A 25,029-nucleotide genomic window follows, 5' to 3' on the forward strand; every position below is an offset into this window, starting at 1 on the left:
ATGGAGTCGTATTGGTTTGCCCGAATTTATGATCCCTTAGTGGAACCGGTTTTAACCGGACTGAGAGAAAACTTAACAGAATCACTTGTCAATTTAAAAATCGAAAACATACTGGATGTCGGCTGCGGAACCGGTAGCCAACTTCGTCGGCTTGCTACGAAAGGAATTAGGTGCACAGGAGTCGACCGTTCGGATGGCATGCTGAGAGTCGCTCGTAAGAAATCGTCCGGGATCGAATACATCCAAGCCGATGCCACCGCATTACCCTTTCGCGACCAGCAATACCAGGCAGCAATGATTTCACTGGCATTGCACGAGAAAAGCCCGGAAGAAGGTCGTCTTATTCTGAAGGAAATGCTTCGTGTGGTAAAACCCGATGGCTATTTAATCATCGTTGACTATCACTTTACCGAAAACCGAAAATGGATTGCCGACAAAGCAGTTTCGTTCGCTGAATTCATGGTTGGTGGCGACCATTACCGTAATTTCCGATATTACAGGAGGAACGGCGAATTGACCAGTATTATCGATGGCCTCCCCATGAAACATCATTCTTCCCGGAACTTCGCAGGAGGAACCATCGCTCTCAACTTTTACCAACCAGCCTGATTCCCAAATAAAGGAGCCTATAAACAAACCCAGAACAGGCTTCTGGTAACCCATTTGTTTTCATGACACATGGTTTCTCTGATGTCCGAAAAAGGCTATCTTTGCCCACTCAAAAGTTAGTTATGGGTTTTAAGGAAGAAATTAAACGCCGCAGGACCTTTGGAATTGTGAGTCACCCGGATGCTGGTAAAACCACATTGACCGAGAAGCTGTTGCTTTTTGGTGGTGCCATTCATACGGCAGGAGCGGTAAAAAGCAATAAAATCAAGAAGAGTGCTACGTCTGACTTCATGGAAATTGAACGTCAGCGTGGAATTTCCGTGGCTACCTCGGTAATGGGGTTCGAATACGAGGGGTACAAAGTCAACATTTTGGATACGCCCGGTCACCAGGATTTCCAGGAAGACACGTTCCGTACGTTGACTGCTGTCGATAGCGTGATTATTGTAATTGATGCTGCCAAAGGTGTTGAGCCGCAGACCGAAAAGCTGATGAATGTCTGCCGGATGCGCAAAACGCCGGTGATTGTCTTTATCAACAAAATGGACCGCCCAACAAAGGACTCTTTCGACCTGCTGGACGAAATTGAAGAACAACTGAAAATCAAGGTTCGTCCACTGAGCTGGCCCATCAACAACGGTCCCGATTTCAAGGGAGTTTACAACATCTTCGACAAGAACCTGAGACTTTTCAATCCCAGTATTACAGAGATTGAAGAAGGCATTAGCTTTGAAGATCTCGATTCTTCGGATTTGGAAAATTACATTGGAAACGATGCCGATGTATTGCGTGAAGAGTTGGAGTTGGTAGAAGGCGTGTACCCTGAATTTAATGTAGAAGATTACCGTGCCGGTGATTTGGCGCCGGTTTTCTTCGGAAGTGCCTTGTATAACTTCGGTGTACATGAGTTACTGAACACATTCGTACGCATCGCTCCGCATCCACGCCCAAAAGATGCAGAAGAGCGTAACGTGGACCCCACGGAGGAGAAATTTACCGGCTTCGTGTTTAAGATTCACGCCAACATCGACCCGAATCACCGTAGCCGTATCGCTTTCGTGAAAATATGCTCAGGTACATTCAAACGGAATACCAACTACAAACACATGCGGTTGGGAAAGAATTTCAAGTATTCCAGTCCGACTGCTTTCATGGCTTCAAAGAAAGAGATTATCGAAGAAGCCTATCCCGGTGATATTGTAGGTATTCCCGATACGGGCAATTTCATCATCGGTGATACCATTACCGAAGGTGAAGATTTGCATTTCAAAGGCATTCCTTCATTCTCACCTGAAATCTTCCGATACATTGAAAATGCCGACCCGATGAAATCCAAGCAGCTAAACAAAGGTGTTGACCAGTTGATGGACGAAGGTGTTGCACAGTTGTTCACCAGCGAGTTGAACGGTCGAAAAATCATCGGAACCGTGGGTGCTCTTCAGTTTGAGGTTATTGAATACCGGCTGGAACACGAATACAATGCGAAGTGTCGGTGGGAAAACCTTTCGATGTACAAAGCCTGCTGGATTGAAAGTAACGACAAAGAGAAACTGGCTGATTTCAAAAAACGGAAACACAACAAAATGGCCAAGGACAAACACGGGCGTGACGTCTTCATGGCCGATTCGCCATTTATATTGGATATGGCTCAACGTGATTTTCCGGAGTTAAGCTTCCATTTTAAATCAGAGTTTTAAAGATACAACCCGGGACAACTTCCCGGGTTTTTTCATATTTTTCCGAAAAACTAAAACTAACAAACCGATGGACGCTACCTTCATGGACTCGAACCTGTTCAACTACCTGGTTCTTCCCCTAATAATATTCTTTGCCCGGATTTTGGACGTAACCATAGGAACCATTCGTATTGTGATGGTGTCGAAAGGGCAAAAGAATCTCGCTCCGCTACTGGGCTTCTTCGAAGTATTTATCTGGATATTGGCGATGAGTAAGATTGTGCAAAACCTCGACAACTGGGTCTGCTACATATTTTACGCCGGAGGTTTTGCGGCCGGTAACTTCATTGGTTTAATGATTGAGGAAAGGCTGGCTGTAGGTATTGTACAGCTTCAGATTATCACCCGAAAAGACTCGACGAAATTAATTAATGCGCTGAAAAATGCAGGATATGGTATTACTCATCACAATGCAGAAGGAGCTACCGGAAAATGGGTCAGTGTTATTTACAGCATCGTAAAGCGGAACGATTTAAGCAACGTAGCCGAAATCATCAAACAATACAATCCCAACGCGTTTTATTCCATCAATGATGTGAAATTTGTTAACCGGGGTATAACCGCACCATCACACGATCTTTCGGGAATAAGGATGGGTAAATAGTAAACAAGGGAGCATCGTAAAGTGCCCCCTTGCTTATCTTCATCTAATAAAGAATCAAATGCTATTTATTCCGGTTTAACAACCATTGCCTAAGGCCTGCAATAAGCGGGACCAAAGCCTTCGCCGCCAGGCTTCGAACAATGTTTTCAGGATTGATTTCATTACGAAGAGATAACCAACTGATATTCAGCCGATGTTCAGCCATTAATACTTCGTACTCCATCCGGAGACGTTCCATCTCTACATCTTTTAAACTTCGTATGGTTCTATTCTTCTTCATCTTCATCCTGTTGCATTTTTTTCTGAGAGAAAACCATGTTGTAAATATTGGATAAAACCGATCGTTCTATCCACTTCTTGCTTAACAAGTAAAACAGTAGTCCAAAAACCAACAGGCCTGCGGCCAGAATAAGAAATCCAAGAGCCAGATTTTGAAGCCACTGACCGATAAGAATAGCTAATCCGATAGAAGCAAAAAACAGTACCAGAACACCCAGCAGCCAGACAATTGTCGTCGAGAAAAACCGCGACAATACCCGCGTGCTTTCTTCCACCAATGTCAGCTTTTGTAATTCTATTCTGGCCGAAACGTACTCTTTCAGGTTTTGGCTCAGCTTTTCGGTGTCTTCTGTCAGGCTATCTTTCATAAGCTTTAATTTTATCTGCCGGATAAGTTACTTGGATTCAGCTGTTTTTGACTTTTTCAACAAGTCACCCAGCTGTTTCTCCAGATCCTGAATTTTCTTGTTTAATGTCTCTTCAGCTTTTGATTCCTGCGTTTTTAGCTTTCTACCCATGGCTTCAACTTCACCTTCGAGGTCGTTCAGTTTGTCGCCAATCCATTTGCGGGTGTCTTCACCTTTCTGCGGAGCAAACAGCAAACCTACCGATGCTCCAACGACTGCTCCGATAACAAATGTTCCGAGAAGTCCGTATCCAAATTTATCCATAGCTTAAAATTTTTAGTGATTAACTCATTAAACAGAACAGCTAACAGACAAATATGTTTACTAAAAAAGCTTAAATTCTAATGCTTTAGGTCAGAAGTGATAAACCAAAGGGCTAAAGACGGGAAACAAAAAAGGTATAAATATGCATATTTATACCTTTTCAATTGGGTCTCTTATTTTACAACTCCGTAGAGATCGTAATCGTTTGTGTGGGTAATTTCCACCTGGCAAAAGCTCCCGACTTCCAGTTCTTTACCCTGGCTGTCGATATAAACTTCCCCATCCACTTCGGGCGAGTCGAATTCGGTGCGCCCAACGTAAAAATCTTCGTCCTTACGGTCGATGAGCACTTTCATTTCTGTTCCCACTTTTTCAGCGGTAATTTCAGCGGCAATTTCCTGCTGTATTTGCATCAATTCGGCAGCCCGGGCTTCTTTTACCTCCTGCGGAACGTCATCTTTGTAGTTTTCCCCTGCATACGTATCTTCTTCGAAAGAATAAGGGAAAACACCTAACCGCTCGAAGCGCATCTCACGAACAAACGCCTTCAGATCTTCAAAATCCTCTTCCGTCTCGCCGGGATGTCCCACCAGCATCGTCGTGCGGATATGAATACCGGGAACCTCTTTCCGGATACGGTTTAACAGTTCAATCGTTTTTTCCCTGGTGATATTCCGGCGCATAATTTTCAGCATATGGTTGCTGGAATGCTGCAGCGCAATGTCGAGATAGCGCGCCATATTTTTTTGCTCCCGCATCACAGGAAGAATCTTGTAAGGAAAACCGGCCGGATAAGCGTAATGCAGCTTTATCCATTCGATGCCAGGAATATCGGACAGCTTGTTCAGCAATTCGTCGAGCATACTTTTCTTGTATCGGTCCATTCCGTAAAAGGACAAATCCTGCGCAATGATGAGCAACTCTTTCACACCTTTCTTAGCCAACAGCGTTGCTTCCTCAATTATATCCTCCATCGGTTTGGAGATGTGCTTTCCGGTCATGCGGGGAATAGCACAGTAGGAACAGGTTCGATCGCAACCTTCGGATATTTTCAGAAAAGCGTAGTGAGACGGAGTCGTCAGATACCGTTCGTTGCTGAGACTCATATAATAATTAGCCTTCAAATCGCTAATCATTTTCTTTACCTCGAACTTCCCGTAAAACCCGTCCACTTCGGGAATTTCGTTAATCAACTCATCGCGGTAGCGAGCAGACAAACATCCGAAAACAAAGAGCTTGTCGACCATTCCTTTATTCTTGGCATCGACAAAATTCATGATCGCTTCCACCGATTCCTCTTTCGCATCCAGAATGAACCCACACGTATTCACCGCCACAATCCGGGCATCTGTATCATTCGAATCATGCACCACATCATACCCGTTGTGCTGAAGCTGGTTCAGAAACAGTTCTGAATCGACCAGATTCTTCGAGCACCCCATGGTCACCACATTCACTTTTTTCTTCATCACTATATCCTGTTTACTGAATGGTTTCCCTATATACAAAAAAAGGATGCACAACCGGCATCCAGTGTTATATCGATTTACCGAATCCGTTAGCTAAACAACGAATCGACAAATTCAGTTCGGTTAAATATCTGCAAATCTTCCATTCCTTCGCCAATACCAATGTATTTCACCGGAATTTTAAACTGGTCGGAAATACCGATGACGACACCACCTTTGGCAGTACCATCCAGTTTAGTCAACGCCATGGCAGTAACTTCCGTCGCTTTTGTAAACTGCTTGGCCTGCTCAAATGCATTCTGTCCGGTTGAACCATCCAGAATCAACAGAACCTCATCCGGAGCACCGGGATAAACCTTCTGCATCACTTTCTTGATTTTAGAAAGCTCATTCATCAGGTTTATCTTATTGTGTAAACGTCCGGCGGTATCGATGATAACCACATCGGCCCCGTTGGATTTGGCCGACTGAAGCGTATCGAAAGCTACGGAAGCCGGATCGGAACCCATTTTTTGTTTCACCAGGGGAACATCTACACGATCGGCCCAAATCTGCAACTGGTCGATGGCTGCAGCACGGAACGTATCGGCCGCCCCCAAATAGACTTTCTTGCCGGCCGCTTTAAACTTATGAGCTAATTTGCCAATGGTTGTGGTCTTCCCTACTCCATTCACACCTACGACCATAATCACGTATGGTTCCGGACGATCAGGCAATTCGAAATCCGACACATCGACCGAATTATTCTCCTCGAGCAATGCAGCAATTTCTTCCTTCAGGATCGTATTTAATTCATCAACGCCAAGGTACTTGTCTCTCAACACCCGCTCCTCGATGCGCTCGATGATCTTCAAGGTTGTATCGACGCCCACATCCGAAGTAATCAAAACTTCCTCAAGGTTGTCGAGTACCTCGTCATCGACCTTCGATTTGCCAACCACGGCACGCGAGAGTTTGGAAAATACACTCTCCTTGGTTTTGGCGAGACCTTTATCCAGGTTCTCTTTTTTATTCCTGGTAAAATTAAATATCCCCATGGTATCAGATTATTGCAGGGCGAAGATACAAAATTGCCGTTAAAAAGCCCCGGTTCAACTTGTTGGTGTATATAAAAAAAGAAAGCCTTCATCAGTGATTGACGAAAGCTTTCTCTTTAGTACGGAAATATGATTTACTTTTTGAAGTAGTCATTAACCATATCGTTAGGAACCATTTCCTCAACGAATGTGTAAGCACCGGTTTTTTCCGATTTCACCATTTTGATTACTTTGGAATATGCTTTTCCGGCACCTTTCTGAAGTGTTGCAACTGCTTTCTTAGCCATGATTCAAATTATTTTATTTCCCGGTGAACGGTTACACGTTTAAGAATCGGGTTGTATTTTTTCAACTCCAGACGATCAGGAGTGTTTTTCCGGTTTTTAGTAGAAATATAGCGGGAAGTCCCGGGCATTCCACTTTCTTTATGTTCGGTGCACTCCAGAATTACCTGTACACGATTACCTTTCTTTGCCATTTCTCAAGCTCCTTTTTAGATGTTATCAATATAACCTTTTGCTTTCGCATCCTTCAGGGCTGCATTCAATCCTTTTTTATTGATGATGCGCAACCCGGCAGCAGAAACATTCAGGTTAATCCAACGATCATCCTCGGGAAGGTAAAACCGCTTGTGGAAGAGGTTCACTTGGAACTTTCTCTTAGTTCTGCGCTTTGAGTGAGAAACATTGTTACCCACCATCACCTTTTTTCCGGTTATCTGACAAACTCTTGACATTTCAGTATTTTTTACTTCCGTCCGTTACATTTTTCAAACAGTTCGCAAAGTAACTACTTTTTGATTAAAATATCAAACAGTTATATGTTTTTTTACGCAGGAAACCGAAAAAGGAAATACCCGTGCACAAACGACTGTACCTAAAGGTTTCAGAAACAAATAAAGTACGAAAAAACGTTTTTGTCAATAGCTGAATGAATCATTTTCGGCCTATGTAATTGACTACAAAAAATTTCACTCCCGATCGTTTCAGGTCCTCATTCCATTTCCAGGGTAAGCACTCATAACTATCGGTTAAATACAATTAACTAGCCAACTGGAAGTTAAGAAGTGCAAATCACCTTGACTTTTCCCGCTTATCCTCGTAATTTTAAGTTACTCGTTAAAATTCAAATTAATTTCAAAAAAATCTATTATGGAAGAACATATTGAAAATCCCATGCCCCGCATTGGTGATAAGGCTCCTGATTTCAAAGCTACCACTACTTATGGCGATTTGGTATTCTCGGAATACAACAAAGGAAGCTGGGTTATCCTGTTTTCCCATCCGGCTGACTTTACACCGGTTTGTACCACCGAAATGAGTGGTTTTGCCACCCGCCATAATGAGTTCAAGGATATGAACTGTAAATTGATCGGATTAAGTATCGACAGTATTCACGCCCATGTTGCCTGGGTGAATAACGTAAAAAAGAATACTGGTGTACTTTTCGATTTCCCGATTATTGCCGACCTGGATATGCACGTTGCCATGAAATATGGTATGATTATGCCGGGTGAAGCAACCACTGCCGCAGTGAGGGCCGTCTTTATTATCGATCCGAATGGGATTATCAGGCTGATTATGTACTATCCGCTGAATGTGGGCCGGAATATGGACGAAATCGTTCGCGCACTGAAAGCCCTTCAGACTGCCGACAAGCACAAAGTAGCCCTGCCGCTGAACTGGCAGCCGGGCGAAAAAGTAATCGTTCCGCCTCCTACTTCGGTAGAGGCAATGGAAGAACGCGAAAAGTCGGACTTCGAAATGGTGGACTTTTATCTGGCAAAAAAGAACATCTAAACTTAACTATGAAATCAATGTTTTATTAGGAGGAAGCCAAAAGGCTCCTCCTTTTTTATGGTTAAGTACATCAGATCGTACATTTTTAGTTATATTCGATTATAATTCTCCCGAATTTGAGCAAAAGACAAACGCGATACTACCCTACTTTTTGGGCGGCAGTCCACTTGGTTGTACTGTATACTTTTATACAGACCCTGGTTGATTTTCCTCTTGCTCTATACGATTATTATCACGGTACCGACTGGTTATATGAACCTTGGGTAAAAGTCCCGGTTTTCTTTGGTTCAACACTTTTCATTTTATACTGGGGATACCGAAAGACCGGACTAAAAATTGGCAGTGTTTTTCCATTCAAGCTTTTCAATATTTTTGTCATTCCCGGATTATTATTGATGTTGGCAGCACTCCAGATTTCGCTGGGAAAAATCAATGCTGCTTTCGAAACCTTGCTTCCACCGCCCGGATGGTTTATCGAAATGTTTTCGCGGCTCTTCGACTCCGACTTAGGCGTTTGGGGAGGAATTCTCCGGGTGGTCATCATCGCTCCGATTGTGGAAGAATTAATTTTTCGCGGTTTAATCATGCGGGGGTTCATCCGGAATTACCCAAAATCCATGGCCATATTTTACACCGCACTGCTCTTTGCCTTGTTTCATCTTAATCCATGGCAATTCCCGGCAACATTCTTACTCGGCCTCATTTTGGGTTGGGTACGTATCCGGACTGGTTCAATCCTGGCAGCTATCACCGGACATGCCATGCACAACGGGCTGGTATTCCTGACGGTTTACTATCTGACCAACCTGCATAAAGCGGGAATTATTCTTCCGGATTACAAACTAAACATTCCGGCAGTTGTTTTATTATTTGCAGTTGGTGTTATCATCACCTTCCTGGCAACGTTTTCACGAAAAAAGAAGCCCGCGGCCTGATTTTTACTGAAAGCTATCGTAACTTTAAAGTTCAGTTTAGTTCATTCCGCAACGAGTGCAAAGAGCCAGACGACAAAGTCGGTACAGCAAACTCGATTGATATTCATAAAACCAAATTATAAAACGATGAAATCACTTCCCGGATTCTTGCTTTTCCTGCTACTAACAGCTTTTACTTCAAATGCACAAATTGTCAGTCCCATATGGCAAACCGAAAGGGTACTAAAAGTGCCTGAATCGGTACTATACGATGCCAACCAGAATTGTTTGTTCGTATCCAATGTTAATGGAAATCCCACAGATAAAAATGGTAAGGGTTTTATTTCCAAGATATCTCCCGAGGGTAAGGTCGTCGACTTGAAGTTTGCCTCAGGATTGAATGCACCTAAAGGAATGGCCATCTACCAAAACAAATTGTATGTAAGCGATATCGACCGCCTTGCAGAAATATCATTGACAAATCCGAAAAAAATCAAGTTCTACGAGGCACCAAAAGCGCAGTTCCTGAATGATGTTGCCATTAGTCAAAACGGAGTGGTGTATGTTTCCGACTCAGGAACCGGTAGAATTTACAAACTGGAAAACGGCGTTTTCGGGATTTGGGGAAAGGTAGCACCACTTGCTGGTCCCAATGGATTGTTATGCGAAAAAGGCCACTTGTTAATCGGCACTAACGACGGTATTTTTTCCGCAGATCCGGTTAGTGGAAAAGTTGAGAAACTGGTCGCACTTTCCGGGGGAATTGACGGTTTAAAAGCGGTTGGAAATGGAAAGTACATTGTTTCCGATTGGAAAGGAAAAGTACAGGTCGTATCGGCTACCGGCCAATCCGTGTTATTCGATACAACCGATAAAAAAATCAATGCAGCCGACCTGGAGTACATACCGTCCAAGGATGTTTTACTGGTTCCTACATTTGCCGATAACCGGGTGATGGCGTATAAAATCAAACTTTAGTTCACCTTTTGATTTTGTGACGACTAATTTCGGGCTGTATGATGTTTTGATGAAGATGTTTTGCGTTGATGAACCGCCTTTCGCTGAAGTAAAGAAACTGTGAATTTTCGATGGATGTATTCCCAATAAATTCGCTATTTTGTCGTTAATATTAGGAAAGCGTTAATCAACTAAATCACTTAGTGTTATAAAAAACATCAAACTTAACTTCCCAATGCAACACCTTGATAGATGACTTCAGGAGTTACATCTGGCGATAAAACACAAACACAACACAGATGAAAGCAAAAATTCTGATTATCGAAGATACCGAGAGCGTACGCGAAAATATTGCAGAGATACTGGAAGCTGAGAATTTCGAATCACATACCGCAGAAAACGGGGAGATAGGTGTGGAAATGGCCCGTAAGATTCAACCCGACTTAATTCTCTGCGACATTATGATGCCCGGAATGGATGGATACGAAGTGATTAGAAAACTTCGGGAGAATGAGATTACAGCTACCACTCCCTTTATCTTTCTGACGGCAAAAAGTGCAGTAGAAAATATTCGCGAAGGTATGTTGCTGGGAGCCGATGATTACATTCCAAAACCGTTTACGATTGAGCAGCTTCTGGATGCGGTTAACACCCGTCTGGAGCGCATCGGCGCGATGAAGAAAAAAGCCGACGAGACCGTCAAAAACCTGACCAACCGGATTGGCTTACCTTTCGCGTCAGAGCTTCAGGATCCGATGAAAGCCATTGTGGGATTTTCAGAATTAATTGCTACCGGATATCCCAACATGGAGAAACAGGAGATTGTCGATTTCGTCAACATGATATTGAAAGCCGGAATTAAACTCCGGAAAACCGTTTCCAAAACATTGGTATTCTACCGCCTCGAAGCCTTATCGAACAAAGCTGACGAGTTAAATACGCTGAAAGAATCGGCGACTCAGAATGTCTATGAAGTTGTTGAGCAGGCTGCTCATTCGGTTGCCAAAGAAGCGAAGCGCGAAAGTGATTTGCGCCTGGCACTTGTTGATGCGTCGGTTCGAATTCCAAGAGACCTGATGGAGATGGCCATCAGCGAACTGGTTGAGAATGCATTCAAATTTTCGACCCGGAAAACGGATGTAAAACTGGTGGCAACTGTCGATGGCAGTGTTTATCGTCTTTCCATCGAGGACGAAGGCATTGGAATGAGTGACGAGCAAATTCTGAAAGCCGGTGCATTTGTCGACTACGAACAACGTGAAGGTAGTGAAAGCGGCTTAGGATTAGGCTTACACAATGCCAAACGGGTTGTCGAGTTGTTCGACGGTACTTTTAAGATTAACTCTGCTCCCAACCAGGGAACAATTATAAAAATTAGCCTGCCTCTGGTGTAATCAGAGGTGGTGCTCTTTTGCCTGTACCGAAGATTTTCTTGGATTCCAGACGTCGTCGTACGATGATGATGCCAGCCATTCCCTGAAATAAGCGATTGTTCTGACCAGGCGAAGGTAATAACCGTCGTAGATCGACATAAACGGAATGTACATCAGGAGTTTGATCTCCTGTCTTCCCCGCTCCGACATTAGACTTACCAGGATCACCTGAACAAAATTACTCATCCCATACAAGAACATCTTCATCACAATCATCAGGAAGATGATATCCGGGTTATTAATCGCCAACCTGATAACATAGTAAAACCATAAAGCATCGAGAACTACATTGTAGAATAGGTTTTCTACACTGGAGAAGAAATTGCGAAACTGAAAGTTCTGGTCCGGCACAAAAATATCGGCATGTTTTCTCAAACGAAAACGAACCATGGAACGAGACCAGCGAAACCGTTGATTCGATAGTTTTTTTAAGGAAGTCGGAACGTTGGTCAGTGAAACAGCGCGTGGCTCAAAAACGATGCGATATCCCATTTTCCGGATTTTTACGGTGATATCACCATCGAGCCCGGGACCAATATCCCAGCCCCCAACGCGCTCGACCAGGTCTCTGCGAAAAGCACCAAATGCTCCGGATACAATCTTATAAATCCCCAAATAAGACGCTACCATACGTCCCATGGTTATAGTCTGCAGATATTCAACAGCCTGAAAACCGGCGATGACAGCCTCTTTGGAGTTTCTGACTTTTACATTTCCACCGACGGCGCCAATTTCCGAATCGGTATAAAACGGTATCAGTATTTTCTCAATGGCATCCCGGTCAAAAGAAGTATCTGCATCGAGATGGACAATATATTTTCCTTTGGCAAAACGCAAAGCCAGATTCGCTGCGCTTGCCTTTCCTCCCCGTTCTTCATTCCGAAGAAAAAGGTCAATCTTTCCTTCTTTCTCCAACTTACGGCAAATGATGGGAGTATTATCATCCGACCCATCGTCGACAATAATGAGCTGAAAATTCTGGTATGTCTGTTCTGTCAGACTCTGCACCAGTTTCGGGATGTGCCGGCCTTCATTTTTCCCGGGAACGATAATGGTAATCAACGGTTTTTCGGCAAACAACTGATTATTGGCCGCCTGATAGGTATCTGAATTCCACAACCGTTTTAGGCTGAAAAGGACCACCACAACCAGGTCGAAAAGCAGATACCGGGGCACCTCCAGTAAGAAGAAATACCAGAAAAGCCTGACGATCCGTTCGGGGGGGACATTCAGCCAAAAGTCAAAAAACCGTTGCCAGAAATCAATCATTTAAAACGGGTTAGATGGTTTTCACCTGATTAATCAGTGCGTTGTATTCCGTTTCAGCGTTGAGTGTTTCATATTGGGCAGCCAGATTCCATTCCGGCTCATCTTCGAATGTATTGCTGAGCAATTTCTCAATAGATGACCTGAAATCGTTCAGCATTTTCTCCACTGACGTAGCTCCCTTCTCGGGGAAGATCATGAAGAAGGTATTGTCATTTGCGAACGAGAGAATATCGCTGGAATCGGTATTATTCCTGACAAAATCACTGATATCGAGCACCAACCGCTCGAATTGCTGACGATTTGAACGCAAACGGGCCGGTAAATTCAAACTGATACTTCCCATTTGACTCTCTTTGCCGGAAACCTTAACACGCTCGATTTCAAAACGGAGGAAAGTCAAAAATGTGCTGAAATTCACAAAGCCAGGAATCGTAAATTCGCGCTCTTCGCCGGCTACTTTAATTCCGGTGCGCGCTGCATCGCGGCCCAAATCCGTCAGCGAATATTTGTCAAGAGTAATTTCCAGAAGATTTTCAACCGGGGTAACCGTTTTACAATTCAAACACAAAGCAGTAATATCCGGTTCCTGAAACTCGTGACGGCAATCGTGGCAGCGATAGATAACCGAAGGTTTATCGTAGTCGACGCCAATGTGCCTCAGTTGCCGGTTACATTTTGGGCAAACCAATCCCTGTTTGGTGACAAAATCACCTTCAGGTCCCATATAGGCACAAACAAAGTGATGAATCAGATTCTCGGATGAAATATGAGCTGAAGCACACTTGGTACAAACCTCCCTTAAATTCAGGTGACCGGAATGGCATTTCGGACAAACATGAGTTTTATCGACGAAAGTCCCCTTAAAAAAGTCGTTCTCGGTTCCCCGTCTGAGGATCTTCAGCATTTCCATCGATTCACCCGCCGGATAATGAAGTCTGATAAGCGGATATTCATATCCCATATGAGCATGCACATCCACCTCGGGATTCAATGTTTTGTCGCGGGTGTACAAGTACCGGAACAGCTTCGTCAAAATGCGGTTCTCAGAACTGTTGGTTTCATGCGGCGTGAAATCCTCTCTCCTCTTTTTAACCTGTCGGATCATTTTCCCGATAGGTTCTTCCTGCACAACAGACAATTCTCCATCGGAAAGCGACTTCTGTGTATCACTAACAACGCCATCCGCATTAAAAATAAATACTGGCAAGAGATAAATCGATTCAATAAATGATGCTCGAATTTCCTTAAGCAAAGCCGTAGCATACTCCGGCTGCTGCCAGTCGAGCACCAATGCATCGGCCAGCGCAAAATGCCGGATATCCTGCTCCTGGTAATCCGTAATCAGATAGATTTCGAAGTTACCCGCATTTTGTATTTTTTTCCCTCCGGGAATCATAAGCATTCTTTTTAAATAGACTACTGCCCGTTAGTTAGTGACTTTCCGGTTAATTCGATGATTCATTATCAACGTGCTTCTCTCTGTAGTTCAACCACCAATGGTAGAACATTTTCGGACGATAAACGGTCACCCCCATCTTATAATAGGGCTTCCATTCACTCACATTTTCTGCATTGACAGGGTCAATCCGGGCCAAAACGGTCCGTGGTGTTTTCTGATAGGTTTTATGAAATTCGCTGGGTAACTCGGCAGTATTCATATAAATATTGCTAATTACGCCAAGGCTTTTCATTCCGTTTCCAAATTTTACTCCAACCGTATCGCCCACTTTGAAGTATTGAAAATACTCCTGATCGAGATACGCCATGATGTAAACCTTATTGAAATTGATAAGGTCCATGGCCACCTCCTGACGGTAATTCACCTCATCTTTCCGGGCGAAAATCTGGCTAACAATACCATCAATCGGAGAAATAAAAGGCACATTCCGGGGAATCACAAAAACCTGTCGGGTTACCCGGCTCATTTCCCTCTCCATTCTCAGCAACTTAGCGTAATAAGTTCTCAGATAGCGAATCTCTTCCTGCTGCATCTTTTGGTCAGCCTTCAAATTCTGAGCTTTACTTTCCGTTGCTGTCAATATTCCGGCTGTGTTCAGTCCAAGATATACTTCATTGCGTTGATTGCTTATCTGCTGCTGAACCTCTTTGATTTCATCTTTGGTACGCTGTAGTTCGATATGCTTCAGACTTATGCTCTTCTGCGTCGAAATCTTTTCTTTCTCAATCCAATCCGTATTGGTATTATTTTCCTGGCTCACCAACCCAAGCGTGTCTTTGGGCGGAATTTCCGGGCGAACAATCATCAGGGTATCGCCTCGTTTCACTTTCTCATTTTCATCGACCAGATAATCCACTACTTTCACGTCATCAGCAAATTTCACTTCAAACTTGCTGGTGATTACTTCCCCATAAGAAGAAACAAAGTAAGTCCGGCGAAAGACGTAAATTATCAAGCTGGCCAGAATAATGAAGAAGATGATCAGGTAAATAATCCGATCCCAGTTGACCCGGCGCTTCGGCAGAGGCTCCTCTTTGTAACCCCTGATTACTTTTTCATTCTTATTGTATCGAAACGATTTCAAGATGCTACAGATTAGTTAGTAAACACTTTTCTTCAATTCACAGACTGTCTTCCAACATCAGTCTTCACCAAGAACACACCTGAAAAACGCGGTATTTTGCGAAACTTCTTCATGACTTCGAGTCCTTTTTGCAGGCTATCGAAGGTTCGTATACAATATTTGTAATACCCGTTTTTATGAACAACGATCAGACTTTCGTCCAGATCCAGTTCTTTTTTCACTTTCTCCGGATCCAACTTGTAGTCAGCAGAAAAAACCTGGAGATGATACACCGATTTCTCTTTCGGCTTATTCGATGCCAAGTACTCTTTTACAACGTTCGTATCGCCCAAAGATTGTACATTAGCCATCAGATGTATCGCTTTTAAATCGTGAATCGCTACTCTTCTGACACGAGTCGAGTCGAGTACCTTCTCAATAACCGCTTCCATCTGCAAACGATTAACGAAATCACCCGGTCTGACAGCCAAAACCGTTTTTTGCGGATCAATAGTTGTTTCCTCCGAAATTCGTCTGATAATAGTGGAAGGCCTATTAGATCCATACGCCATCAGAAAAACCTGATCGGCATTGCGATATATCTCTTTCAGATAATTTTCGGGGAAAAATACCGGAATGGAGACGGATAGCTTCAGATGCTGGGAATCAGCAAACGCGTGTGCTTTGGAATACAGATCGACCAACCGGGCCAGGTATTCTTCCTTCAACGAATCCCATTGCGGCAATGCCTGTGGTTCCACGTCAAGGTGAATTCCATCGAACCCCTTGTCAACCGCTTCCTGCAACCGCTTATTTATTTGTTCCGTCGAATCAAACAACAACTGGTTGTTACCAATTAAATCATGCACTTCGATTCCTTCAGCTTTTGCCTGTTTCAGAAAAGCAGACAGCTTAGCATCGGGACATGATTTCCCGGGAGACAGAAGCACTTCACGGATCTCATTCATGTCCAGATCGGCAATCAACGTTTGCATATCCATCTGGCAGAACGTTTTCGACCAAATGTAAACAGAACGTTTGCCGGCAAACCGCTTCACATATTCATCCATTTCCATCGGCTTAGTAAACGAGGTAACCGGTACATCGTTCAGAACCGATTGAATTTTCAGAATATCGAGATACATCTCCTTCTTCAGGTCAGTCAACTCAGTTTCTACGGCCAGCTTCTGATCAATATCTGTCAGCAACTGAACCGGGCTGAAAGCCGGACTCTTCAGGAGTAAAAAAGCCCGCTGTTTTCGAATCCGCTCCTCAATCTGGGCTCGTTTGAAATAGAACTCAAACAACTGATATTTTTTGTACTGATGATCGTAGAAATAATTGAATAAATCGAGCTTACGTTGCGAGACCTTGTTCTTCTCTTTGGCTTCATACAACACCTCTGCGGCCTCAGCTATTCGGTTGTGCGAAGGACCAAAACGAAGGGGAACTGCAGCAGACAAACCGGCCGAACCATATTTGCGCCAGTTATCATTTACGCCCTGCTGAAAATTATACCGGATAAAAGGGCGAATCATCCATCCCTCCAGGCTTTTGTACTTAGTCCTGATGTTGGCCAGATAAACCGCATCCTTCAAGCTGTCGACCGAATGTGTTTCGTACAGTGCCATCATCTTCACGGGGTCTACATCCAGAAAAGGAAGACTGTCTTTTTCGGCCGGAAGTTCTTCGTAGGCTGGCAACTGATGAGCCAGTTGATAATTGTAGTCGTTATAACCACGCTGAATAGCTTTCATTCGCGATTCCAAACCTCTTACTTTCAGCACCTCTTCCCAGCCAACACGCCGGATATAGAAAAGCTCCCGGTAAATTTTCTCCAACCCTTGCAATAGTTGAATCCTATCGGCGATCAAGCGAAGCTTTTCACTGTTAAAAACATAAATCAGGTAGTTATACCGGTACAGAAAGTTATCGCGCGCTACTTGCTGGGAACGATCGAACTGTTCGACCTTCAAAGCCGACTCCAGCTCCTTGGCCTGCATCTGATTAGCCAAAAAACCACCGTTTCCTAACAAGTTCCAGTCTAGTCCCAGGTAAAACCGCTGCTTATAGTACACATCCTCCTCGTCGGCAAAGCCGGGTTTAAAATTATAGTTGTAATATCCTGAAATCCGGAAACCATAGTCCTGTTTTAACCGCTTTATCCGGAAGTTATAGAAGGAATCGAAACTTTCTTTCAGACTGTCAGATAAAAAATGAAGGGAGTAAAGTTGATTCACTTGACTGGTATCGTATGCTTCGCTATATACATCGTGCAACTGATAATGCATAGTCAGCATGGAATCGGCATAAGCAACAATATGAGCATATCCGGGAAACCCCTTGTCGATATTGACAACAGCCGGCTCAACGAAATCAGAATCATCTGATTGCGCAGAAGATTGCTGAGAAAAACTGGCAAACAAACACAATAATGTGAGTGGGATTATGTTTTTAAAGGGGTTGCTCATAGGGTCAATCAAAGTATCTATTTTTAGCTTTGGTTTCGGTTCTTGAGGAATCAACAACTTGCAAATCGTTAGTTAAATTTACAGAAAATTATAGAAGTAAAAGATATGCGGCACTCAATTCTTATCGTTGATGATGACATAATTTCGGCACGGCTTTTACAAAATATTCTGCGTCAGAACGATTACGATGTTCTTCCTATAGCAAATAACGGCAAGGAAGGCATAAAAATTGCGTCAGAGCTGCATCCTGACATCATTTTCATGGACATTCAGATGCCTGGAGAGCTGGATGGAATTGATGCCGGAACATTGATCCAGCAAGAATTGAACATTCCGGTGGTTTACATCACCGGCGACGATGATCAACGAACCTTTTCAAGAGCGCTGCAAACCAACCCCACCGGGTATATCATCAAACCGTTCCAGGCTGACAACCTGATCATGGTCCTCGAGATGGCTATTTTCAGGCACACTATGACCGAAAAGCTGCGGACAAATGAGGAACTTCTGTCAGTTACGATGAAAAGCATCGCCGACGGCGTGGTTTCAACCGATGAGAACGGAAACATTGTGTTTTTTAATGCTGCCGCTGAAAAACTCACCGGTCTTCAATTGAGTGAAGTGCAAAACATCAACTTTCGGCAGGCACTCAACCTGAGAAACGAAACAGGCGCTCCGCTTTTTCCTGAAGAAAAAGAAGGCGACCAGTTGCTAAATCCAATCTATGGAGAAGGTATCTTCATTTGCAAAAACAACAATCTGCTTCCCATTTCTTACAGCCTAGCTCCTATCCGGGATGACAAGAACGAGTTTCGTGGTTACATTTTTTCCTTTCGGGACATTTCTCTTATCAAAAAAGCGGAAAATGAACTGAAAAACATGAACCGCATACTGGAGGAAAAAGTAGCCCGAAGAACAGAAGAACTGAGACAAAAAAACATACTACTCGAAAAAGCACTGGAGAAAGAAAAGGAAATCAATGAGTTCCGCTCAAAGATTGTCACAACCATCTCGCATGAATTCAAAACGCCGTTAACCACCATTTTCAGCTCGACAGAACTACTCGAAAGGTATATGGACAATGAAAAATTGCGAGCAAAAACACCGCGCCACTTTTCACTGATAAAAGAATCAGTTAACCTTTTAAGCAGCCACTTATCCGATATCCTGAAGTTCCGTGAATACGAAACACTGAACGAAACGCATCCGGAACCGACTGAAATTATTGACTTTCTGGATAAAATGGTTCAGTTCTATCAATCGGGAGTAGGCAACCATCACCGGGTTCAGTTCACTCACAACTCGTTACCGAAAGAACTACTTATCGACCAAAAACTGCTGCGCGAAATTGCCGGTAATTTCATTTCCAATGCAATAAAGTATTCCGATAAAGGAAAGACAGTTGAATTAGCTGCTGAATATTCCGAAGGAAAACTGAAAATTTTAGTTCGTGACGAAGGAGTTGGAATTTCAAAAGAAGACCAGGAGAAACTTTTCGAGTACTTCTACCGTGCCAAAACTACCGAGAATATCGAAGGTTCGGGTGTCGGACTGGCCATTGCCCGTCAGGCGGTCAATTTGCTCAATGGAAAAATTGAGGTGGAAAGCGAGACGGGAAAAGGTTCGACCTTCATGGTTGAATTCCCTGTAGAGCAAATAAATTGAGAGCCGTTTTAAATTGAAATCACCAAAATAATACGCTCCCTTTTACTTCCTTCCACTAAATTATTTACTAATTTTGCGTCAACTTGGTTCCCATATTGTTGGGAATAAAAAGGGAATCCGGTGAGAATCCGGAACAGTACCCGCTGCTGTAATTTCCGATTCTGCGTTCAGCAGAATAGTAAGTTTTCGGTTACAAAGCCACTGTTGAAAAACGGGAAGGCAACCGGAAATCGGAATAAGTCAGAAGACCTGCCAGGTTGGTTTAAGCTTTCGGGATCAAAAGCGTGAAAACAACCATCGACAGTTTGTTTTTCTTCCCCTTAGCTTAAAATCAATTATTCAACATCAACCAATTGATTTTAAGTTTTATGAAAAAACTAATTCTTTTAAGCTACATGCTGCTTGCAGGACTTTTGTTCCTGGTTTCCTGCAGCAAGACCGAATCTCCTCTTCCACCGGAAATTACCATGAACATCCCCGCTCAGGGCTATGAAGTAGTTGCCGGAGCACAGCTTTCACTGATAGCGCAAGCCTCTAATGCCGATGGGGCATCCTACACCTGGACCAACCAGGGGACACCGGTTTCGCAGGAACAGACGTACAACTTCGTTTCGGAGGTACCGGGCGTTTATCAAATCGGGTTGACGGTTGCTACGACGCAGGGCAAAGCCTCAACGCAATTCAACGTAACGGTAACCTCCTCACCTTACATCACCAAAGTATTCGATTACCAATACGGTCCGGGCCAGCATGCTGACAGTATCACCGGCAATGAAAGCAGCAATTTCGTCGGGGAACCGTGGGCCGACGGCAAAAGCTTTGTACACCTGGGCGGCTGGGGCGGCTACATCGTTGCCGGTTTCGACCATACCGTGAAAAACCGCGATGGATATGACTTTGCTGTCTATGCACAGCCGGGCGCTTCCTCCGAACCGGGCGTGGTGTATATTATGAAGGACACCAACGGAAACGGCAAGCCCGACGACGGCCTGTGGCTACAGCTGAAGGGCAGCGAATACAACAACACAGAAACGATTCATAACTACGAAGTAACTTACTACAAACCGGCCACCGACAGTGATAATGTAACCTGGAAAGACAACCAGGGCAACAGCGGCGAGCTGGTTCCCAACTACAGCACCGGCAGTTGGTGGTGGTCTGGTTACGGCGATAAAACAAAAGTGACCTTTGATGGCGAACGCCTTCCTGATGCCTACGTGAATACCAGTACCGACAGCAGCACCGAAAGCTGGGCGCTGCGCGATGGCTTGTTCACCCGGGGATATGCAGAAACCTACAACAACCAGGATTACGACACCAACTTAAAAGCAAACCGGTTCGACATTTCCGACGCGGTGAATGCCGACGGCTCGCCGGCCAATATCGATGGCATCGATTTCATCAAAGTGCAGAGCAGTGTCTTTCAGATTGCCGGTTGGCTGAACGAAGTATCCTCCGAAGTGAGCGGCGCTGTCGACCTGAATATGCTGAACAATGCCAACTAAGCCGGAGCCCGACATACAGGCACCCCGTTTTTGCATCGGTTTTATGAAGCGCCTGCCGTTGTTATTGCTGCTACTCATTCCTTTTTGTCAGGAGCTGCGGGCACAATCACTCTCCGACACCCTGAAAATAAAAGAGGTCAGGGTGGTGAGCAAGCACCTGCAGAAAAAGGAAGAGGCAGGCCTGATCCGCTCAGACGTCGATTCGATTGCCATGATCAAAGCGCTCAACGCCACCCTCTCGGAGCTCATCTCCGAAAACACCCCCATCTTCATCAAAACCTACGGGCGCGGGGCCCTGGCAACCGCTTCCTTCCGGGGAACCGCACCATCGCACACACAGGTAGAATGGAACGGCATCAGCCTGAACTCGCCCATGCTGGGGATGGTCGATTTCTCCACCATCCCGGTTTATTTCATCGACAAAGTGAGCATCCTGCATGGCTCCGGTTCGCTCACCGAAAAGAGCGGGGCGCTGGGCGGCACCATCAACCTGCAAAGCGATGTCGACTGGAGCAATCACTTCTCCGGGAGCGTTCTCTCAGGTGTGGGCAGCTATCGGTCGTACGACGAATTCTTCCAGGTAAAAGCCGGAAACCGGAAAATCCAGTCGAAGACCAAGGCATTTCTCAGTCAGTCGGCCAACGATTTTCCCTACCGGAATAAGTTCATCGCCACTATCGACCCCAAAACCGGGAAATACATCTACCCGAAACAGCGCAACAAAAACGCCGATTACCGCAACTACGGCATACTGCAGGAAATCTACATCCGCCCCGACGACAAGGACGTTATTTCGGGGCACTACTGGTACCAGCATAATTCGCGCAGCATACCGCAACTCATGACCAACGAAACATCGGGTGATGGCGGCGTCAACCGGCAAACCGACCAGATTCACCGGGCGGTGGCCGAATGGAACCACTACAGCAATAAAACCACCCTGAAGGTCAGCAGCGGACTGAACTTCGACAAGATGAACTACTGGCTCAGGGCCAACGTCAACGGCACATCGGGACAAGTTGTCGTCGACTCGTGGTCGAATGCCCAAAGCTGGTTCAACAAGGCACTGTTCACCTACCGGGAAAGCGAGGATTTTTCTGCCACAGCCGGAATCGATGTCGACCGGTACCAGGTGCGTTCGCAAAATTACGCCCCGCTGGCCAACAACTATGGTTACCATAAAACACGGCTCGAAAGCTCGGCCCACCTGCAAGTGAGTAAGAAATTCGGAAAACGGTTCACCTCCACCTTCCTGGTAAGACAGGATTTTTACGATAGCCAGGCAGCGCCCATCATGCCGTTGCTGGGACTGGAATACAAGCTACTGGCCAACGGAAACCTCTACCTGAAAGGAAATGTGGCACGTAACTACCACCAGCCTTCGCTGAATGATTTGTACTACATCCCGGGAGGAAATCCCGACCTGAAACCAGAAGAAGGTTACACCGGCGATTTAGGACTGACCTGGGAGAAGAGCTACACGCATCTGCATCTCTACACCACCCTTACAGCTTATTCCTCCAAAATCGACAACTGGATTATCTGGCTGCCCACCAACAAAGGTTACTGGGAGCCTTCGAATATGAAGAAGGTCGACGCCAGCGGCCTGGAGTACCAGCTTTCGCTGGAAGGCGACGAAGGACCGTGGCACTGGCACCTCAATGGGAACTATGCTTACACTCGCTCCATCAATCGCGACGACCCGGTGAACTGGGCCGACCAATCCATCGGCAAGCAGCTGCCTTTTATTCCGAAACACTCAGCCAACCTGTCGGCCAATCTTTCCCGGCAAGGATACCACCTCACTTACCAGTGGAACTATTACAGCGAGCGCTACACGACTACCAGCAACGAGAAAACCACGTCGCTCGATTACCTCTATCCCTACTTTATGAACGACCTGTTTGCCGGCAAGGACTGGAACTGGAAAACGTACCGGTTAGGAGTCGAGTTGAAAATATTCAACCTGTTCAACGAGGAGTACCGGACCGTGTTGCAACGGCCCATGCCGCGACGGAATTATTCACTGTTGGTCCGGTTTGACTTTTAAAAAGCGAGAAATGAAGAGAAATGTTCTCCACATATCAGCGGCCTTTTTCCTGTTAAGTCTGTTCCTGACGGGATGCATGAACGACAATGCCTGGATAGACGCCCACCGGCAGGGACAGTCTGACCAGTTGCTCTCCGATGCCGGTGTGTTTATTGTGAACGAAGGGAATTTCATGTCGGGCAATGCCACCCTCTCCTTTTACGATAAAGCCACCGGAAAAACCAGCAACAACCTGTTTTACTCCACCAACGGTCTTCCCCTGGGCGATGTGGGCGAATCGATGAGTATCCTCGATTCGCTGGGATACATTGCCATTAATAACTCGGGAAAAATTTATGTCATCAATACCGAAACGGGAAAATATTCCGGGAAGATCACCGGGCTCACCTCGCCGCGGTATATCCACTTCGTGAGCAAACAAAAAGCCTATGTAACCGACTTGTATGCATCGGCCATCACCATCTTCAACCCGGTTACCTTTCAAGTTACCGGAAACATTCCAACCCCCGGTCATGCATCGACCGAACAGATGGTGCAGATTGGCCACACACTGTATGTCACCTGCTGGTCGGCGGACAACACCATCCTGAAAATCGATACGGAGAATGATTCCGTTACCGGGGAAATAAAGGTAGGCACGCAGCCCAAAAGCATGGTGAAAGACAAGAACAACCAGCTTTGGGTACTGTGCGACGGCAGCTTTGGCGGAACCACATCGGGCGGCCAGGCCGAACTGCAGCAGGTGAATCCGGAAACCGGGCAGATTGAGAAGTCGTTCGCACTTAACTCCGACAATATTGCTTCCGATTTGACCATCAACGCTGCGCGCGACACGCTCTGCTTCATCAACAACGATGTGTGGCAAATGCCCGTCACCGCATCGCAACTTCCGGCAGCGCCGGTATTAAAAAACCCCGGGACCATCTACTACAGCCTCGGGGTCGATCCGGATAACTCGGACATTTATGTAAGCGATGCCATCGACTACCTGCAGCGCGGACTGGTGTACCGGTTAACCGCAAAAGGAGTTCCTGTTGACACACTGAAAACGGGAATCATCCCCGGCTTCTTCTGTTTTAAACAATAGCTGCTGCCGGAAAAATACGCGAATATTTTTCGTCCCCCGGAGCCAGGGCTGCAGAATGTCGCGTGATTTTTTCGTCGCCCGGAGCCAGGGCAACAAAATGTTGCGTGATTTTTTCGTCCCCCGGAGCCAGGGCAGCAAAATGTTGCGTGATTTTTTCGTCCCCCGAAGCCAGGGCAGCAAAATGTTGCGTGATTTTTTCATCCCCCGAAGCCAGGGCAGCAAAATGTCGCGTGATTTTTTCGTCCCCTGGAGCCAGGGCAGCAGAGAACGCCGGCGTTTTTTGTGCCGCAGGGCGAATCCAATCTTGCCGAAGTATACGCCGCTAAAACGTCATCGCCATGGAAACGCCACCGCCTTTTTGATACAACGTTGGGGCAAACATCATGTTGCGTTTCTTCCCCCAGCGGTGCTGATGCGTTAGATAAACGAACTCCACCGAGAGAATACCAACGCCTGCACCGGCCAGCACATCCGAAATCCAGTGTTTGTTATTCATCATGCGCAACACACCCACACCAGTAGCCATTGCATACCCGGCCACACTAATCCAGGGCGAAACATGCCCGTATTCCTTGGCCAGGAAGGTAGCCGACAGGAACGCCTGTGCCGTATGCCCCGACGGGAAGGAGGTGAACACACCGCCATAGGGCCGCTCCACCCGCGTAGCATGCTTAATGCCATACACCACGACCGACATCAGCAGTTCGGCTTTGGTAAAAAGCAGGCTTTGGTTCAGAAAATCGTTGCGTCCTTTTACGCCCATCGCTCCCAGTCCCAACGTCACAACAGCCGGTGCAAACTGCAGGTAATTGTCGGCCGAGGTGTGAAAAGTCGGGTTCCAGCCATGCATGGTGTTGTGAATGCGGTATTTGCTAAGGACTGTTTGCTTTGGAACTGCCATGGTCACCAGTCCGGCAGCTATCAGTCCGGTAGGAAGAATGGCTTTCTTCAG

General features: G+C 45.5%; 24 protein-coding genes and 1 riboswitch. Of the genes, 11 read left to right on the forward strand and 13 right to left on the reverse strand.

The features are described 5' to 3' along the window. The 3 genes from CLV93_RS10685 to CLV93_RS10695 all read left to right on the forward strand — a co-directional run bounded on the left by CLV93_RS10685 (window position 1) and on the right by CLV93_RS10695 (window position 2,949). Window positions 1–609 (forward strand): class I SAM-dependent methyltransferase, encoded by a 609-nt coding sequence (locus CLV93_RS10685; RefSeq protein ID WP_106542182.1) that lies wholly within the window; start codon window positions 1–3, stop codon window positions 607–609. Window positions 610–731: 122 nt separating this feature from the next. Continuing rightward, window positions 732–2,306 (forward strand): peptide chain release factor 3, encoded by a 1,575-nt coding sequence (locus tag CLV93_RS10690; protein WP_106542183.1) that lies wholly within the window; start codon window positions 732–734, stop codon window positions 2,304–2,306. A gap of 67 nt (window positions 2,307–2,373) precedes the next feature. Beyond that, window positions 2,374–2,949 carry a DUF2179 domain-containing protein gene (locus tag CLV93_RS10695; RefSeq protein WP_246187228.1) on the forward strand — a complete coding sequence of 192 codons (576 nt, stop codon included), beginning with the start codon at window positions 2,374–2,376 and terminating at the stop codon, window positions 2,947–2,949. Between the two features lie 61 nt (window positions 2,950–3,010). Here the strand turns inward: CLV93_RS10695 and CLV93_RS10700 are convergent, their stop codons facing one another. The 8 genes from CLV93_RS10700 to rpmB all read right to left on the reverse strand — a co-directional run bounded on the left by CLV93_RS10700 (window position 3,011) and on the right by rpmB (window position 7,141). Beyond that, entirely contained in the window at window positions 3,011–3,229 is a 219-nt protein-coding gene (locus CLV93_RS10700) for a hypothetical protein (protein WP_146142005.1), read from the reverse strand. Further along, window positions 3,216–3,596: a phage holin family protein gene (locus CLV93_RS10705; protein ID WP_106542185.1), complete on the reverse strand. Its 381-nt coding sequence runs from the start codon at window positions 3,594–3,596 to the stop codon at window positions 3,216–3,218. Before CLV93_RS10705 ends, CLV93_RS10700 begins: the two co-directional genes overlap by 14 nt. Window positions 3,597–3,623: 27 nt before the next feature. Next, entirely contained in the window at window positions 3,624–3,899 is a 276-nt protein-coding gene (locus tag CLV93_RS10710; RefSeq protein WP_106542186.1) for a YtxH domain-containing protein, read from the reverse strand. Window positions 3,900–4,072: 173 nt separating this feature from the next. After that, window positions 4,073–5,368 carry a 30S ribosomal protein S12 methylthiotransferase RimO gene (gene rimO / locus CLV93_RS10715; protein WP_211297803.1) on the reverse strand — a complete coding sequence of 432 codons (1,296 nt, stop codon included), beginning with the start codon at window positions 5,366–5,368 and terminating at the stop codon, window positions 4,073–4,075. 89 nt (window positions 5,369–5,457) lie between these two features. Continuing rightward, entirely contained in the window at window positions 5,458–6,405 is a 948-nt protein-coding gene (ftsY, locus tag CLV93_RS10720; RefSeq protein ID WP_106542188.1) for a signal recognition particle-docking protein FtsY, read from the reverse strand. A gap of 134 nt (window positions 6,406–6,539) precedes the next feature. Beyond that, entirely contained in the window at window positions 6,540–6,692 is a 153-nt protein-coding gene (locus tag CLV93_RS10725) for a DUF4295 domain-containing protein (protein ID WP_106542189.1), read from the reverse strand. An 8-nt stretch (window positions 6,693–6,700) separates the two neighbouring features. Beyond that, window positions 6,701–6,883 carry a 50S ribosomal protein L33 gene (gene rpmG, locus CLV93_RS10730; RefSeq protein WP_106542190.1) on the reverse strand — a complete coding sequence of 61 codons (183 nt, stop codon included), beginning with the start codon at window positions 6,881–6,883 and terminating at the stop codon, window positions 6,701–6,703. 15 nt (window positions 6,884–6,898) lie between these two features. After that, the gene (gene rpmB, locus CLV93_RS10735; protein WP_106542191.1) at window positions 6,899–7,141 is read right to left on the reverse strand and encodes a 50S ribosomal protein L28; all 243 of its coding nucleotides are present in this window, start codon (window positions 7,139–7,141) and stop codon (window positions 6,899–6,901) included. A gap of 415 nt (window positions 7,142–7,556) precedes the next feature. Here rpmB and CLV93_RS10740 point away from each other — a divergent pair, with 415 nt between their 5' ends. From CLV93_RS10740 to CLV93_RS10755, 4 genes are all read left to right on the forward strand, one after another. Further along, window positions 7,557–8,204, forward strand: a complete 648-nt coding sequence (locus CLV93_RS10740) for a peroxiredoxin (RefSeq protein ID WP_106542192.1) — start codon at window positions 7,557–7,559, stop codon at window positions 8,202–8,204. Window positions 8,205–8,320: 116 nt separating this feature from the next. Then, a complete protein-coding gene (locus CLV93_RS10745) occupies window positions 8,321–9,139 on the forward strand; it encodes a CPBP family intramembrane glutamic endopeptidase (RefSeq protein WP_146142006.1) in 819 nt (272 codons plus the stop codon). Between the two features lie 126 nt (window positions 9,140–9,265). Further along, on the forward strand, window positions 9,266–10,096 hold the full coding sequence (locus CLV93_RS10750; protein WP_106542194.1) for an SMP-30/gluconolactonase/LRE family protein: 831 nt from the start codon (window positions 9,266–9,268) through the stop codon (window positions 10,094–10,096). Between the two features lie 278 nt (window positions 10,097–10,374). Further along, window positions 10,375–11,469: a hybrid sensor histidine kinase/response regulator gene (locus CLV93_RS10755; RefSeq protein WP_106542195.1), complete on the forward strand. Its 1,095-nt coding sequence runs from the start codon at window positions 10,375–10,377 to the stop codon at window positions 11,467–11,469. Here CLV93_RS10755 and CLV93_RS10760 read toward each other — a convergent pair whose 3' ends face one another. Genes CLV93_RS10760 through CLV93_RS10775 form a run of 4 tightly spaced genes read right to left on the reverse strand, consistent with a single transcriptional unit; the run spans window position 11,470 to window position 17,770 of the window. Continuing rightward, a complete protein-coding gene (locus CLV93_RS10760) occupies window positions 11,470–12,777 on the reverse strand; it encodes a glycosyltransferase family 2 protein (protein WP_106542196.1) in 1,308 nt (435 codons plus the stop codon). Between the two features lie 10 nt (window positions 12,778–12,787). Next, window positions 12,788–14,179 (reverse strand): TackOD1 domain-containing metal-binding protein, encoded by a 1,392-nt coding sequence (locus CLV93_RS10765; RefSeq protein WP_146142007.1) that lies wholly within the window; start codon window positions 14,177–14,179, stop codon window positions 12,788–12,790. Between the two features lie 43 nt (window positions 14,180–14,222). Beyond that, window positions 14,223–15,320, reverse strand: coding sequence for an HlyD family secretion protein (locus CLV93_RS10770; RefSeq protein ID WP_106542198.1), 1,098 nt, complete (start codon window positions 15,318–15,320; stop codon window positions 14,223–14,225). Window positions 15,321–15,352: 32 nt separating this feature from the next. Beyond that, window positions 15,353–17,770, reverse strand: coding sequence for a glycoside hydrolase family 18 protein (locus CLV93_RS10775; protein ID WP_146142008.1), 2,418 nt, complete (start codon window positions 17,768–17,770; stop codon window positions 15,353–15,355). A gap of 105 nt (window positions 17,771–17,875) precedes the next feature. On the opposite strand from CLV93_RS10775, the gene CLV93_RS10780 reads away from it, so the two are divergent. The 4 genes from CLV93_RS10780 (at window position 17,876) to CLV93_RS10795 (ending at window position 24,077) form a co-directional block, all read left to right on the forward strand. After that, entirely contained in the window at window positions 17,876–19,435 is a 1,560-nt protein-coding gene (locus CLV93_RS10780) for a hybrid sensor histidine kinase/response regulator (RefSeq protein WP_106542200.1), read from the forward strand. A 67-nt stretch (window positions 19,436–19,502) separates the two neighbouring features. Next, window positions 19,503–19,706, forward strand: a riboswitch (cobalamin riboswitch). Between the two features lie 97 nt (window positions 19,707–19,803). Beyond that, entirely contained in the window at window positions 19,804–20,940 is a 1,137-nt protein-coding gene (locus tag CLV93_RS10785; protein ID WP_106542201.1) for a PKD-like domain-containing protein, read from the forward strand. Beyond that, the gene (locus tag CLV93_RS10790; RefSeq protein WP_106542202.1) at window positions 20,930–22,990 is read left to right on the forward strand and encodes a TonB-dependent receptor; all 2,061 of its coding nucleotides are present in this window, start codon (window positions 20,930–20,932) and stop codon (window positions 22,988–22,990) included. The genes CLV93_RS10785 and CLV93_RS10790 overlap by 11 nt, the downstream gene beginning before the upstream one ends. A gap of 10 nt (window positions 22,991–23,000) precedes the next feature. Next, complete coding sequence (locus CLV93_RS10795) at window positions 23,001–24,077, forward strand: YncE family protein (protein ID WP_106542203.1); 1,077 nt, start codon at window positions 23,001–23,003, stop codon at window positions 24,075–24,077. Window positions 24,078–24,399: 322 nt separating this feature from the next. Here CLV93_RS10795 and CLV93_RS10800 read toward each other — a convergent pair. After that, window positions 24,400–25,029: phosphatase PAP2 family protein (locus tag CLV93_RS10800; RefSeq protein ID WP_106542204.1), on the reverse strand; the 630-nt coding region annotated here is incomplete at its 5' end.

The organism is Prolixibacter denitrificans (genome assembly GCF_003014495.1).
In the GTDB taxonomy this organism is placed as follows: Bacteria; Bacteroidota; Bacteroidia; order Bacteroidales; family Prolixibacteraceae; genus Prolixibacter; species Prolixibacter denitrificans.

Coding starts and splice junctions, on each gene's coding strand:
- CLV93_RS10685 (WP_106542182.1), top strand. CDS start 1: ATGGAGTCGTATTGGTTTGCCCGAATTTATGATCCCTTAGTGGAACCG.
- CLV93_RS10690 (WP_106542183.1), top strand. CDS start 732: ATGGGTTTTAAGGAAGAAATTAAACGCCGCAGGACCTTTGGAATTGTG.
- CLV93_RS10695 (WP_246187228.1), top strand. CDS start 2,374: ATGGACGCTACCTTCATGGACTCGAACCTGTTCAACTACCTGGTTCTT.
- CLV93_RS10700 (WP_146142005.1), bottom strand. CDS start 3,229: ATGAAGAAGAATAGAACCATACGAAGTTTAAAAGATGTAGAGATGGAA.
- CLV93_RS10705 (WP_106542185.1), bottom strand. CDS start 3,596: ATGAAAGATAGCCTGACAGAAGACACCGAAAAGCTGAGCCAAAACCTG.
- CLV93_RS10710 (WP_106542186.1), bottom strand. CDS start 3,899: ATGGATAAATTTGGATACGGACTTCTCGGAACATTTGTTATCGGAGCA.
- rimO (WP_211297803.1), bottom strand. CDS start 5,368: ATGAAGAAAAAAGTGAATGTGGTGACCATGGGGTGCTCGAAGAATCTG.
- ftsY (WP_106542188.1), bottom strand. CDS start 6,405: ATGGGGATATTTAATTTTACCAGGAATAAAAAAGAGAACCTGGATAAA.
- CLV93_RS10725 (WP_106542189.1), bottom strand. CDS start 6,692: ATGGCTAAGAAAGCAGTTGCAACACTTCAGAAAGGTGCCGGAAAAGCA.
- rpmG (WP_106542190.1), bottom strand. CDS start 6,883: ATGGCAAAGAAAGGTAATCGTGTACAGGTAATTCTGGAGTGCACCGAA.
- rpmB (WP_106542191.1), bottom strand. CDS start 7,141: ATGTCAAGAGTTTGTCAGATAACCGGAAAAAAGGTGATGGTGGGTAAC.
- CLV93_RS10740 (WP_106542192.1), top strand. CDS start 7,557: ATGGAAGAACATATTGAAAATCCCATGCCCCGCATTGGTGATAAGGCT.
- CLV93_RS10750 (WP_106542194.1), top strand. CDS start 9,266: ATGAAATCACTTCCCGGATTCTTGCTTTTCCTGCTACTAACAGCTTTT.
- CLV93_RS10755 (WP_106542195.1), top strand. CDS start 10,375: ATGAAAGCAAAAATTCTGATTATCGAAGATACCGAGAGCGTACGCGAA.
- CLV93_RS10760 (WP_106542196.1), bottom strand. CDS start 12,777: ATGATTGATTTCTGGCAACGGTTTTTTGACTTTTGGCTGAATGTCCCC.
- CLV93_RS10765 (WP_146142007.1), bottom strand. CDS start 14,179: ATGCTTATGATTCCCGGAGGGAAAAAAATACAAAATGCGGGTAACTTC.
- CLV93_RS10775 (WP_146142008.1), bottom strand. CDS start 17,770: ATGAGCAACCCCTTTAAAAACATAATCCCACTCACATTATTGTGTTTG.
- CLV93_RS10780 (WP_106542200.1), top strand. CDS start 17,876: ATGCGGCACTCAATTCTTATCGTTGATGATGACATAATTTCGGCACGG.
- CLV93_RS10785 (WP_106542201.1), top strand. CDS start 19,804: ATGAAAAAACTAATTCTTTTAAGCTACATGCTGCTTGCAGGACTTTTG.
- CLV93_RS10790 (WP_106542202.1), top strand. CDS start 20,930: ATGCCAACTAAGCCGGAGCCCGACATACAGGCACCCCGTTTTTGCATC.
- CLV93_RS10795 (WP_106542203.1), top strand. CDS start 23,001: ATGAAGAGAAATGTTCTCCACATATCAGCGGCCTTTTTCCTGTTAAGT.